The following is a 12,592-nucleotide window of genomic DNA, read 5'->3' as shown; positions in this document are numbered from 1 at the left end:
TCGGCATGCGGCAGAACGGGAGGGACCAAAGGCGCGCGCGGTGCCCGGCGACCAGGCAGATACCCCGAGGGAGATGCCGGCTGCCGGTTGGCGGCAGATCCTCGTGCGGGCATGGAAGGAATCCAAGCGGGACCAGGTTCCGCTCCTGGCTGCCGGGGTGGCCTTCTACTCCTTCCTGGCACTCTTCCCCGCCCTGATCGCGGCGATCACGCTCTACGGGCTGGTAGCCGATCCGGAGACGGTGGCCCGGCAAGCTGACCAGCTCACTGACGCCATGCCGTCCGACGCCGCCAGCTTGGTCACCGATCAGCTCGATGCGCTCGCCAGCGCGCCGCAACAGTCTCTGGGCCTGGGGCTGCTGGTCGCCCTCGCGCTCGCCCTGTGGAGCGCCTCAGGGGGCGTCGGCAACATCGTGACCGCGATCAACATCGCCTACGACGAGGAAGAGACCCGCGGCTTCATCCGGCGCAAGCTGCTGTCCCTCGCGCTGACCGCCGCAGCGATCGTGTTCCTCGTGGTCACGATCGGCCTGGTGGCGGTGGCCCCGGCGGTCCTGGACGACACCGTGAGCGATGCGCCGCTGCGGTGGGTGTTCGAAGCCGGACGGTGGGTGTTACTCGCGGCAGCCGTCACACTCGCGCTGGCGGTGGTCTACCGATACGCGCCCGATCGCGATGCGCCACGCTTCTCGTGGGTCTCCACCGGAGCGGTGACCGCAACGGTGATCTGGCTGGCGGCCAGCCTGGGGTTCTCCCTGTATGTCGACAACTTCGGCAACTACTCGAAGACCTACGGGGCGCTGGCCGGGGTCGTGGTCCTGCTGCTGTGGCTGTGGATCACGAACTTCATCGTGCTTCTCGGCGCCGAGATCAACGCCGAGGCCGAGCAGCAGACGGCTCGCGACACCACCATCGGACCCGAACGACCGCTCGGTGAGCGCGGAGCCGTGAAAGCCGACTCCCTCCCAGGTGATGGTGAAGAGGCTGCCGAGAGTACTTCGCCGACCTCGGCCGACGGACCGCGCTAGCGGGCAGGACGACGGCCTCGAAGATGCGCTGCGGCAGCCGCCGTGCCGCGCCCTGCCGCGTTCAGGGTCTCGGTGCGCGCCGAAGCTCTCCAGGGGTGACCCCGAAGCGGTTCTTGAACACCCGGTTGAAGTGTGCGGGGTCAGGAAGGCCCCATCTCTCGGCGACGCGACTGATGGGCTCGGCGAACGAGGGGGCGACCAGGTCGCGGTACGCGGCTTGGAGGCGCTGCTCCCGCAAGTAGCCCGCGACCGTGATCCCCTCGGTCGCAAAGAGGCGGTGAAGGTAGCTGAGGGAGATGTTGCAGGCAGCTGCCACGTCCGACGGAGACAGCTTCGGATTGCCCAGGTTGCGGACAACGAAGGACTTCGCGAAAGACAGGTGGACCGATGGGTGGTGACCGCTGTCGTTCTCATCGGCCATCAGCGCGACGTACATGTTGACCATGGCGTGTTGGAGCGCGAGTTGCTGGCTGGGGTCCGTGTCAGATGCGCGCCTGGCCAGCGCGGTGAGGAGGGGCGCGAGAGCGGCGGCGACACCGTCCTCGGACTTGAACACCCGAGCGGTGCAGTTGCGCTGCAACGACTCCGGCACGGGCAGGAGCCGTTTGGGTAGCAAGCAGATCGTGAACTGGAAGTCGCCGTCGGTCTCGAACCTGAACGGCCGGGTGCTGTCGTAGAGCAGGAGGTCGCCGGGCGTCAGGGTCGCTGTTCGACCGTCCTGCTCTACGAGGGTGCGCCCATGATCGAGCAAGAGCAGGTGCAGGACCTCAGGATCTCCGGCCCGGATGTCCCTGGCTCGTCGCTCGAACATATGCCGGGTGGCCCTGATCCGGCGTAGCCGTGTCTCGGCGATCTCCCAGCCGGCCACCCGTCCTCGAAGCTCGACGGCATCCGGATTGACCGCGAGCGGAACGAACTGGTCGCACACGCTCGTGCGCCAGTACTCGACGCGATCTGGCCACGGAAAGTTCGCGGTGTCGATCTGGGGCCACGCTGGCATGGGCCAACCGTGAGCCAGTCGAGGGCGCGGGTCAAGCACCAGTTGTTGGCCCATGCACCGCAATTGATGCTGGCTACCCAAATGCCCGCGAGGGCGCGCACTTCCGTTGACCGAGCCGGCGTAGTGCGAGTTCGCTCACGCACCAACACCAACGCACTGTTCGGTCGACGCGATCGACGGGTGAAGGCGTTGTGAGGAGAAGGTGAGGCAGAACGTGGAACTTCCATCGCGCACGGTCGTCGAGGGCATCGCGGATGAGTTGCGGCTGGGCATCCCCCCGCAAGACCTGGAGATCTACCACGCGGCGGCCTCGGGGTTGCTGGGCTCATGGGCGGTCGTCGACGACCTGTACGACCAGGAGGCGGCACCGGACGTCCCCACACGGGAGTGGTCTGAGCCGTCGGACAACCCGCTGGGCGCCTGGTACGTGACCACCGAGCTCAGCCGGGGGATCGAGGGTCCACTGGCCGGGCGACGCGTTGCCGTCAAGGACAACGTCGCGGTCGCCGGCGTCCCGATGATGAACGGGTCGGAGACGGTCCGCGGATTCGTTCCGAGTGGGGACGCCACGGTCGTCACCCGCCTTCTCGACGCCGGGGCGACCATCGCGGGAAAGGCGGTCTGCGAAGACCTCTGCTTCTCGGGCGCCTCCCACACGTCGAAGAGCGGCCCCGTACGCAACCCCTGGGACCGCGATCGCACCAGTGGCGGCTCGTCCAGTGGTAGCGCCGCTCTCGTCGCCTCGGGTGCAGTTGCCCTCGCCGTCGGCGGCGACCAGGGCGGATCGATCCGCATCCCCGCCTCCTTCTGCGGCGTCGTCGGACACAAGCCCACCTTCGGCCTGGTGCCCTACACCGGTGCCTTCCCGATCGAGCAGTCCATCGACCACCTGGGTCCGATCGCCCCCACCGTTGCTGACGCCGCAGCGATGCTGACCGTGATCGCCGGTTCGGACGGTCGGGACCCCCGCCAGCCGACCGGCATCACAGGAACCGACTACCTGACCGAGCTCGACAAGCTGGACCGCGGCCTGCGCATCGGTGTGGTCAGCGAAGGATTCGACCAGGCCAACTCCGACCCCGCCGTCAACGCAGTCGTCAGGCAGGCCATCGAGAGCCTGACCGCTGCAGGCCACGTGGCCGAGGAGGTGTCGATCCCCTGGCACAAGCACGGAGCCGCCATCTGGGACGTGATCTCCGTGGAGGGCGCGACGTGGCAGATGGTGCAGGGCAACGCCTACGGCCTGAACTGGAAGGGCACCTACGACCCGGACCAGATCGCGTTCTTCGGCCAGCAATGGCGACGTGACCCCTCGGCCTTCTCCGAGACGGTCAAGCTGGTCGTACTCGGCGGCACCTACGCCCTACGCACCGGGTACGGCGCCAGCTACGCCAAGGCCCGGAACCTCGAGGCCACCTTGTCCGCTGCCTACGACGCCGCGCTGGGGGACTTCGACGTCCTGGTGATGCCAACGCTTCCCATCACGGCGAGCCTGATCCCGCCGGTCGATGCACCGGTCGACGAGATCCTCGCGCGCGCCTTGGAGATGGTCTCGAACACCGCGCCTCTCGACGTGACTGGGCACCCTGCGTGCTCCATCCCTGCCGGTCTCTCGAACGGGCTGCCCGTCGGGCTGATGGTCGTCGGCACCAGGTTCGACGACGCCGGCGTACTGCGCGCTGCTCACGCGTTCGAGCGGACTCTCGGAACGCTCACCGCACCCCACTACCAGAAGGAGTTCACCGCATGAATGGAGTCTTCGACCTCGCCGGCACCGACGGTGTCGGGCCGGTCATCGTTCCCGAGGCGGAGCCGGTCTTCCGGCCGGAGTGGGAGAAGGCCGTGTTCCCGATGTTCGCCATGTGCTTCCGGGCCGGCTTCTTCGGGGTCGACCAGTTCCGCCATGGCATCGAGCTGATCGACCCAGCGGTCTACCTGAAGTCGCCGTACTACGAGCACTGGGTCCACACCGTCGAGCACTTCGGTGAGAAGCTCGGCAAGCTCGACCCGGCCGAGCTCGACCGCCGGACCGAGTACTACCTCGCCAACCCCGACGCATCCCTGCCCGAGCACGAGGACGACCCCGAGCTCCTGGCGTTCGTCGAGGCCGTCGTCCCGGCCGGTGCATCTGCCAAGCGCGAGTCGGACAGGGTGGCGCGGTTCAAGGTCGGCGACAACGTGCGCGTCGACCGCTCGGCGCCCAGGGGCCACACCCGCCGTGCCCGGTACATCCGCGGTGCGATGGGGGAGATCGTGATGGCCCACGGCACCTTCATCTATCCCGACACCGCCGGCAACGGCCTCGGCGAGAACCCCGAGCACGTCTACACCGTCCGGTTCACCAACGCCGAGCTGTGGGGCGCCGACCACGCCGAACCGAACGGATCGGTCTACTTCGACGTCTGGGACCCCTACCTCGAGCTCGCCACCCCCGTACACACCGCCGCCACCACGGAAGGAGCGCACGCATGAGCGCCAAGGTCCGCACCCAGGAAGAGATCGCTGCCCGTGTCAAGGCGCTGGAGTCGATGCTCATCGAGCAGGGCGTCATGACCACCCAGGCCATCGACCGCCTGGTCGAGATCTACGAGAACGAGGTCGGCCCGCAGCTCGGCGCCAGAGTAGTCGCCAAGGCCTGGAGGGACCCTGACTTCAAGGCCCGACTCATCGAAGACGCGACCGAAGCGTGCAAGGAGCTCGGGATCAGCGGCCTTCAGGGCGAAGACATGGTGGTGCTGGAGAACACCGACAGCGTGCACAACATCATCGTCTGCACCCTCTGCTCCTGCTACCCCTGGCCGGTCCTGGGTCTGCCACCGAACTGGTACAAGGACCCCCAGTACCGGGCCGCCATCACCCGGGAGCCGCGCAAGGTCCTCCGCGAGGCGTTCCACTTCACGGTGCCCGAGGAGGTCGAGGTACGTGTGTGGGACTCCAGCAGCGAGATGCGCTACTGGGTGCTTCCTCAGCGCCCGGCCGGCACCGAGGACTGGACCGAGGACCAGCTCGTCGACCTGGTCACGCGTGACTCGATGATCGGCGTCGGCCCCGTCGCCGCGGTCGCGTGATGACCACCCCTACACTGCCGGCGCCGCACACCAGCGCGGTCGAGCTCGGCCAAACACGTCGCGACATCGAGGACCTGGTCTGTGGCATGCCGGGCGGCGACCCGGACCAGATGGGCTTCGAGCACCCCTGGGAGATCCGGGCATTCGCCATGGCCGTCGCGGCGCACCACCACCTCAAGTTCGACTGGTCGGCGTTCCAGAAGTCCCTGATCGCGTCCATCCAGGACTGGGAGACCGCCAACGCCGATGCCGGCGAGGTCCCCTGGTCGTACTACCAGCACTGGGTGACGGCACTCGAGGCCGTCCTGGCCGACGCCGGACGGCTCAGCCAGGCAGCCCTCGACATCCACACCGCGAACGTCCTGGCCCTGCCGCCCAACCGCAACCACCACGAGGCGCACACCGAGCCGATCGCCATCGATCCCGCGCGCCCCGTCCCCGCCTGACCGGAAGGAATCACCATGACACAGAGCACCACCGCCGTCGCGAGCGGCAAGATCGCGACCACCGCACTGAGCATCGCGCTCGTAGCCTTCGCGTTGCTGAGCGTCCTGTTCCTCCTCCAGGAGAACGGGCTCCTTCTCTCGCCGGAGGCAGCCAACTATCTGCACGAGGCCACCCACGACGCACGCCACGCCCTCGGCGTCCCGTGTCACTGAGCAACGGTCGTCATCTGGTGGTCACCTCGACACTCGGCCGCACCGTCGGCCACGGCGCCCTCGCCGGCGCCGTGGCTGGCGGTCTCGGCGCCGCTGCCCAGTACTGGCTCGTCGAGCCATCGATCCGCGCGGCGATCGCCATCGAGGAAGCCGGAGCGGCCGCATCGGAGGCGGGCGACCACAGTCACGCGGCCGCGGACCAGGCCACCGGCCACAGCCATGCGGCAGACGTGCTGGTGTCGCGCGGCGAGCAGGTGATCTTCGGCATGGTCACCGTGCTGTTGGTCGGGATCCTGATCGGGATCGCGTTCGCGCTCGTCCACAGGTTCCTCGGCAGCAGGCTCCCGGGCCGGACCGCGGCAGGCTCGGCCATGGCGCTCGCCGGCCTCGGGTTCGTCGCGTTCACCTTGGCACCCGCCATCGCCGTACCGGCCAACCCGCCGGCCGCCGGCGATCCAGCGACCGTGGACCTGCGCACCCTGACCTATCTCGGGACGATCGTGTGCTGCGCCGCGCTGACGGCCTTGGTCACCGGTCTGGCGCGTGCGAAGGACCTGGCGTCCGAGTCACGGGCTGCTGCTGCCACGGCAGTGGGCATCGTGGGAACGGCCGTGCTCATCTGGGCGCTCCCGGACGCCGCCGATCCGGTGCCCACCAACGTCCCGACGGACCTGGTGTGGCAATTCCGCGTCGGCTCGCTGACGCAGATCGGTCTGATGTGGCTCGTGCTCGGCGCTGCGTTCGCCTACCTCCTGCCCGGTCGAGGACCTTCCCGCCCGTCTTCCGCCCCCGCGGATGTACGCCGTCCGGCGATGCCTGGCGTGCCCGGGCAGTGAACACGACGTGAGCACAGCAGCGGCCCCGCAGCGACCCGGGCAGCCATTCTCCGGGCCGCGGATCAGCATGTGCCGCGGCTGCTGTTGCGGCACGAGCCGCAAGCATCCAGAGGTCGATCACGACGGCATCGCCGAGGTCCTCGAGCGCGCAATCGGCCCGGACGCAGAACTTGTCCGCGTCGACTGTCTCTGGGCCTGCGACCTGTCGAACGTCGTCGTGGTGAACCCGACGGCCCAGGCACGACGACAAGGCGCCCGACCGGCGTGGGTCACCCAGGTCAACACCCTCGAACGCGCCAGGGCCGTCGCCCAGTGGGTGCGCCAGGGGGGCCCGGGCGTCGCGGATCCTCCAGGCGACCTGGGGGAGGTCCATACCGCCGCGGGGCTCCGGCGGCTGAGCTCCGGCGGATGGTGACGTCGCCAACCTCACCACAGTTCGGCCCCACGCCGGGGCCGCCCGCCCTCGTTACATGACAACCGCATTCCCCGCTACGGAAGGACGCACCATGGAATCCGCTATCGATACCCACCTGAAGTGCCCGCGCACGCTGTCACGCCGGGTGCCCGACGACTACCAGCCGCCGTTCCCGATGTGGGTCGGGCGCGCAGACACGTCGTTGCAGCAGGTGGTGATGGCCTACCTCGGCGTCCAGTACGCCGACGAGGCGAAGCGGCCGGACGCGTTGGCGGCCCTGCGCCACATTGTCGCGACCTTCGAGGGTGCGGACGGCCCGGAGCATCACGACCTCACCCACCATGTCGACAACCAGGACCACCACAACCTGATGGTGGTCGGGTATTGGGCCGACCCGGCGGCGTACTGCCGCTGGCTGCGGTCGGACCGGGTCAAGGGCTGGTGGGACTCCGACGACCGCCTCAACGAGGGGCTCGGCTACTTCCGCGAGGTCGTCGCTCCACGGGTCGACCAGTTCGAGACGCTCTACGCCTTCCAGGAGGAGCTTCCCGGCGTCGGTGCCGTCATGGGCAAGATCAGCGGCGACGTCAACGAGCACGGCTACTGGGGATCCATGCGCGAGCGAATCCCGCTCTCGCAGACCGACTGGATGAAGCCGGGCGGCGAGCTCATCGTCGTCACCGGTGATCCGAAGGCCGGGGGCCGCGTGGTCGTGCGCGGCCACGACAACATCGCGCTGATCCGGTCCGGCCAGGACTGGATCGAGGCGGGGGACGACGAGCGCTCGCTGTATCTGGACGAGATCCTGCCGACCCTCGAGGCCGGCATGGACTTCCTCCGGGACAACGGCGAGGACGTCGGCTGCTACAGCAACCGGTTCGTTCGTAGCATCGACCTCGACGGCAACGAGCTGGACGAGAGCTACAACATCGGGCACTGGCGCTCGCTGGACCGGCTCGAGCGCTGGGCGGAGTCGCACCCGACCCACCTGCGGATCTTCACCACGTTCTTCCGGGTCGCCGAGGGCCTCGAGAAGCTCCGGCTCTACCACGAGGTATCGGTCTCCGACGGCAAGGACCAGACCTTCGAGTACATCAACTGCCACCCCCGGACCGGGATGCTGCGCGACGCGCGGATGCCCTCCAGCGTCTGATCGCGCACTCACCTGGACCGCTCACCCGGGCTACCCGGGCCGGACGTCGACGCCGCGTCCGGCCCGGGTCTCCAACCCCGATCGATACCGAGCCGAGGACCGATAGCGATGACCCCTCCCACCGAGCGCTGCGCGCTGCCCGAGATCAGCATCAAGCTCTGAGCACGTCGTACGACGATGCGGTCACGTCGTTCTCGTGGCCCGACGTCGGCCCGACGTTCAACTTCGTCCACGACTGGTTCGACACCTTTGCTCGAGGCAACCATCGCCCGGGCCTGGTGATCGTGGAGGAGGACGGGCGCCGAGCGTCATACACGTTCGGCGAGCTGGTGACTCGCTCGGAGCAGGTGGCCGCGCACCTGGCCGCACAGGGCGTGGGCCGCGGCGACAGCGTCGTGGTGATGCTCGGCAACCAGGTCGAGCTCTGGGAGAGCATGCTGGCGCTCATCCGGCTCGGCGCCGTGATCATGCCGACGACCACGGCGGTAGGGCCTGCCGAACTGGTCGACCGTCTCGACCGCGGTCAGGCCCGAGCGGTGATCTGCAACGCCGCCGATGCCGCCAAGTTCGACGAGGTGCCGGGCGACTACCTCCGCTTCGCCGTAGGGGAGCCAGCTGCCGACTGGGTGGGCTACGCCCGGGCGTACGACGTCCCGCCCGCCCCCTTGCCGCATCCGGGCAACGCCAGCAGCGACCGGCTGCTGCTCTACTTCACCTCCGGCACGACGAGCCGGCCCAAGCTGGTGGAGCACACCCACATCTCCTACCCGGTCGGCCACCTGTCGACCATGTACTGGCTCGGCCTCCAACCTGGCGACGTGCACCTCAACATCTCCAGCCCCGGCTGGGCCAAGCACGCCTGGTCGAACTTCTTCGCGCCCTGGCTGGCCGAGGCGACCGTGTTCGTCTACAACTACGCCCGCTTCGACGCGCCGGCGCTGCTGACGCAGCTTCGGACCGAGGGCGTCACCACCTTCTGTGCTCCGCCCACGGTGTGGCGGATGTTGATCAACGCCGATCTGTCCGGCGGGCGCGGCTCCCTGCGAGAGGCGATCGCGGCCGGCGAGCCGCTCAACCCCGAGGTGATCAGCCAGGTCGAGCGGCACTGGGGCCTCACCATCCGCGACGGCTTCGGACAGACCGAGACGACGGCGTGCATCGCCAACACCCCGGGGCAGAAGGTCAAGGCAGGGTCGATGGGCCGGCCGCTGCCAGGCGTGCCGGTGGTCCTGGTCGACCCACTGACCGGTGAGGTTGTCGACGGCGTCGGGGAGGGCGAGATCTGCCTCGATCGCGCCCAGCAGCCGCTGAGCCTGATGACCGGCTACCAGGGCGACGTCGAGCGCAACGCCGAGGCGATGGCCGGCGGCTACTACCACACAGGTGACGTGGCCGCTCGCGACGAAGACGGCTACATCACCTACGTCGGGCGCACCGACGACGTCTTCAAGGCCTCGGACTACAAGGTCAGCCCGTTCGAGCTCGAGTCCGTGCTCATCGAGCACCCTGCCGTGGCCGAGGCAGCCGTCGTTCCGGCGCCCGACCCGGTGCGGCTGGCCGTCCCGAAGGCCTACCTTGCGTTGGCACCCGGGCACGAGCCGGACGCTGACACGGCGCGGTCGGTCCTGGCCTACGCGCGCGAACACCTCGCGCCGTACCTGCGGGTGCGCCGACTGGAGTTCTTCGAGCTCCCCAAGACGATCTCGGGCAAGATCCGCCGCGTCGAGCTTCGCCAGCGCGAGACAGAGCTCGAGGGCAACCGACCACCTGGTGAGTACCGCGACGATGACTTCCCGACCTGAAGGGCTGAGCTGGCACCGAGCACCTCTGCGCGTGACTATGCTGCGGAAGGCGTGGCCGCTGCGGGAGCCTCCGCGGTGTAGAGGAGGTCCGCCCATGGTCGAGGAAAGCAAGCTGTCGGCGTTCTGATCGACTTCGCTCGAACGATGGTGACGGACTTCCCGATTCAGAAGATCCTGGACCACTTGGTGGACCGGATCGTCGAGGTTCTCCCGGTCACGGCCGCCGGTGTCACGTTGATCGAGGATGGGGCGCCGCCGCGCTACATCGCCGCCTCCGACGAATCAGCCCTGCGTTTCGAGCGGCTGCAGACTTCCATCGGCGAAGGTCCGTGCATCCTGGCCTATCACTCCGGAGAGGCAGTCACGGTGCCAGACATATCCACCGAGACGCGGTTCCCACGGTTTTCTCCCGCCGCGGAGGAGGCTGGGTTGGCTGCGGTTTTCACCTTCCCGCTGCGGCACGCCAGCGGCAGACTGGGGGCGTTGGACCTCTACCGTGCCACCCCCGGACCGCTCAGTGAGCACGACATGGAGACCGCCCGGACGCTTGCGGATGTGGCCGCCGCCTATCTGCTCAATGCACAGGCCCGGGAAGCGGCACAGCGGACCACCGACAAGCTCGTCCGCGTCGCCCAGCAAGACGCCTTGACCGGTCTGGCCAACCGGACGTTGCTGGGACAACGCCTTGAGCACGCCACCCAGCGGGCTCAACGGTCCCACACCGCCGCCGCGATCCTGTTCGCCGACCTCGACGGCTTCAAACATGTCAACGACGTGTACAGCCACCAGGTCGGGGATCAGCTCCTGATCGCCGTGGCGAGCCGACTCGCGAACCTGATCCGGCCGGGGGACACTCTCGCCCGCATCTCTGGAGACGAGTTCGTGTTCCTGTGCGAGGACCTGCGGTCTCCGCAGGACGCCGAGCTCATCGCCGCGCGCATCGACGAGACGTTCACTCGCGTGTTCGTCCTCGACGAGATCGAGCTCTCGATCACGGCGAGCGTCGGAGTTGCCTACAGCGGGCCGGGAGAGCGGATTTCCGAGCATCTTGTCAACGATGCCGATGCGGCCATGTACGAGGCCAAGCGCCAGGGCGGTGCAGGCCACCGCATCGTGGACAAGCGAGGAGCGCATCGCAACGACCAGAAGAACAGCCTGGAGAGGGACCTGCGCCCAGCGCTTTCCGACGGCACGCTGGCCATCGGCTTTCAGCCCATCGTGAGAACCGCCGACGGGCTCGTCATCGGAGTCGAGGCACTACTCCGCTGGACCCACCCGGAGCGGGGCCCCGTCCCTGCGCCGGTGGCGATAGGGCTAGCCGAACAGAGTGGACTGATCAACGAGGTGGGGCAGTGGGTGCTGGCGCATGCAGCCCACGAACGAGCCCGTTGGCTGGACGCCGTCACGCCGTTGGATCTGGCAGTGAACGTCTCCGGACGCCAGCTGTTGGGAAATGGCTTCTGCGGTGTCGTCGCCAGCGTGCTGTCCAGGACCGGGATGGATCCAGCCACACTCACACTGGAGGTCACCGAGAACATTCTCATCGAGGACCACGGACGCGCCATCACGATCCTGGAGGACCTCAAGACCCTCGGCGTCCGGCTGGCCCTGGACGACTTCGGAACCGGATTCTCCTCACTGAGCTACCTGCGCCGTCTGCCCATCGACGTGGTGAAGGTCGATCGGGCCTTCGTCTCCGATCTCGACAACGGCCATGAAGGCGCGGCAATCGTCGCCGCAGTCACGGGGATGGCACACGAGCTCGGATTCACCGTCACAGCCGAGGGCGTCGAAACCCGGAGCCAACGCGACAAGCTCACCGCCATCGGGTGCGACTCCTCGCAGGGTTTCTACTACGCGGAGCCGATGCCTGCTTCCACCCTGGGCGAACTCGCCAGGCAGTCAACCGGTCCGCTGCACCTGCCCTCTCGCGTCGCTTCGCAGTGATCCTTGCAGTTCCGCGCCCTCCCGCAGCGGTGGCCGCGTCCGGTTCGGCCGACACAGTCGAGCAACTCGTCCCGAGCAGCCTCAAGCCGTGCCACCATGGGGTGGGTGACCAGCGCGGTGGCTGTGCCGGGCTGAACATGGTCAGGAGTTCGCATGTCTCGGGTTGCTGCGTCCGAATGGGCCATTTTTCGCGCTGCGGCGGTCGGCTGCGGCGTCGTCGCGGTGGCGCTGGCGGCGTTCGGTCTGGTCGACTCCGTCAGCCAGCAGACGGGGCGGGCGGTCACCGACACAGGCTTCGTGGTGTTCTCGGCCTTCGCGGCGTGGGCGTGCTTCCGCGCGGCGAGGCTGCGTCCCCCGGGGAGACGACTGCCCTGGCGGCTGCTCGGCACGTCGGCGATGTGCTACGCCGTGGGCAACACGATCTGGTTCTACTACCAGGTGCTGGCGCCGGAGACGCAGACGTATCCCGGGCCCGCTGACGTCTTCTTCGTGGCCGTGGTGCCGTTCGCCATCGCGGCGATGCTCACCCTCCCGAGCCGGTCCCTGTCGCCCGCGGCCCGGGCACGCGCGATCGTCGATGGCGCGATCGTCGGCGCGGCGCTGCTGTTCATCAGCTGGATCCTGGTCGTGGGTCCACTGTTCGCGCAGCTGGGCGAGGCGAGCTGGATCTATCTCACCGTCTACC

At 68.3% G+C, this 12,592-nt stretch carries 13 protein-coding genes; 12 read left to right on the top strand and 1 reads right to left on the bottom strand.

The annotated features are described in order from the left end of the window. Positions 1–40 precede the first annotated feature (40 nt). Positions 41–1,027, top strand: coding sequence for a YihY/virulence factor BrkB family protein (locus tag DDE18_RS21750; protein ID WP_245916932.1), 987 nt, complete (start codon positions 41–43; stop codon positions 1,025–1,027). A 61-nt stretch (positions 1,028–1,088) separates the two neighbouring features. On the opposite strand, the gene DDE18_RS21745 is transcribed toward DDE18_RS21750, so the two are convergent. Next, the gene (locus DDE18_RS21745) at positions 1,089–1,955 is read right to left on the bottom strand and encodes an AraC-like ligand-binding domain-containing protein (protein ID WP_165821314.1); all 867 of its coding nucleotides are present in this window, start codon (positions 1,953–1,955) and stop codon (positions 1,089–1,091) included. A 286-nt stretch (positions 1,956–2,241) separates the two neighbouring features. Between DDE18_RS21745 and DDE18_RS21740 the strand changes: the two genes are divergently transcribed. The 11 genes from DDE18_RS21740 to DDE18_RS21690 all read left to right on the top strand — a co-directional run. Then, positions 2,242–3,777 carry an amidase gene (locus DDE18_RS21740; protein ID WP_116574550.1) on the top strand — a complete coding sequence of 512 codons (1,536 nt, stop codon included), beginning with the start codon at positions 2,242–2,244 and terminating at the stop codon, positions 3,775–3,777. Then, a complete protein-coding gene (nthB, locus tag DDE18_RS21735) occupies positions 3,774–4,499 on the top strand; it encodes a nitrile hydratase subunit beta (RefSeq protein ID WP_116574529.1) in 726 nt (241 codons plus the stop codon). The genes DDE18_RS21740 and nthB overlap by 4 nt, the downstream gene beginning before the upstream one ends. Beyond that, the gene (gene nthA / locus DDE18_RS21730) at positions 4,496–5,095 is read left to right on the top strand and encodes a nitrile hydratase subunit alpha (RefSeq protein WP_116574528.1); all 600 of its coding nucleotides are present in this window, start codon (positions 4,496–4,498) and stop codon (positions 5,093–5,095) included. The genes nthB and nthA overlap by 4 nt, the downstream gene beginning before the upstream one ends. Continuing rightward, positions 5,095–5,541 (top strand): nitrile hydratase accessory protein, encoded by a 447-nt coding sequence (locus DDE18_RS21725; protein WP_116574527.1) that lies wholly within the window; start codon positions 5,095–5,097, stop codon positions 5,539–5,541. Before nthA ends, DDE18_RS21725 begins: the two co-directional genes overlap by 1 nt. A 15-nt stretch (positions 5,542–5,556) precedes the next feature. After that, complete coding sequence (locus tag DDE18_RS21720) at positions 5,557–5,754, top strand: CbtB domain-containing protein (protein ID WP_116574526.1); 198 nt, start codon at positions 5,557–5,559, stop codon at positions 5,752–5,754. Positions 5,755–5,771: 17 nt separating this feature from the next. Then, complete coding sequence (locus tag DDE18_RS21715) at positions 5,772–6,590, top strand: CbtA family protein (protein WP_165821313.1); 819 nt, start codon at positions 5,772–5,774, stop codon at positions 6,588–6,590. A 7-nt stretch (positions 6,591–6,597) separates the two neighbouring features. Further along, a complete protein-coding gene (locus tag DDE18_RS21710) occupies positions 6,598–7,005 on the top strand; it encodes a hypothetical protein (RefSeq protein WP_211754697.1) in 408 nt (135 codons plus the stop codon). A gap of 91 nt (positions 7,006–7,096) precedes the next feature. Next, on the top strand, positions 7,097–8,158 hold the full coding sequence (oxdA, locus tag DDE18_RS21705; protein ID WP_116574523.1) for an aliphatic aldoxime dehydratase: 1,062 nt from the start codon (positions 7,097–7,099) through the stop codon (positions 8,156–8,158). Positions 8,159–8,238: 80 nt separating this feature from the next. Next, complete coding sequence (locus DDE18_RS21700) at positions 8,239–9,960, top strand: AMP-binding protein (RefSeq protein ID WP_116574522.1); 1,722 nt, start codon at positions 8,239–8,241, stop codon at positions 9,958–9,960. A gap of 144 nt (positions 9,961–10,104) precedes the next feature. Further along, positions 10,105–11,907, top strand: coding sequence for a putative bifunctional diguanylate cyclase/phosphodiesterase (locus DDE18_RS21695; RefSeq protein WP_116574521.1), 1,803 nt, complete (start codon positions 10,105–10,107; stop codon positions 11,905–11,907). Positions 11,908–12,060: 153 nt separating this feature from the next. Further along, a partial coding sequence (locus tag DDE18_RS21690) for a hypothetical protein (RefSeq protein WP_211754696.1) occupies positions 12,061–12,592 on the top strand: 532 nt, incomplete at its 3' end.

This window comes from Nocardioides gansuensis (genome assembly GCF_003076135.1).
GTDB classification, from domain to species: Bacteria; Actinomycetota; Actinomycetes; order Propionibacteriales; family Nocardioidaceae; genus Nocardioides; species Nocardioides gansuensis.
The sequence above is the reverse complement of the archived record's forward strand: the minus strand, read 5'-3'. Positions and strand labels throughout refer to the sequence as shown.

What these genes read in the sequence shown, in the direction of transcription:
- nthB (WP_116574529.1), top strand. Translation starts at nt 3,774, where the DNA reads ATGAATGGAGTCTTCGACCTCGCCGGCACCGACGGTGTCGGGCCGGTC.
- nthA (WP_116574528.1), top strand. Translation starts at nt 4,496, where the DNA reads ATGAGCGCCAAGGTCCGCACCCAGGAAGAGATCGCTGCCCGTGTCAAG.
- DDE18_RS21725 (WP_116574527.1), top strand. Translation starts at nt 5,095, where the DNA reads ATGACCACCCCTACACTGCCGGCGCCGCACACCAGCGCGGTCGAGCTC.
- DDE18_RS21720 (WP_116574526.1), top strand. Translation starts at nt 5,557, where the DNA reads ATGACACAGAGCACCACCGCCGTCGCGAGCGGCAAGATCGCGACCACC.
- oxdA (WP_116574523.1), top strand. Translation starts at nt 7,097, where the DNA reads ATGGAATCCGCTATCGATACCCACCTGAAGTGCCCGCGCACGCTGTCA.
- DDE18_RS21695 (WP_116574521.1), top strand. Translation starts at nt 10,105, where the DNA reads ATGGTGACGGACTTCCCGATTCAGAAGATCCTGGACCACTTGGTGGAC.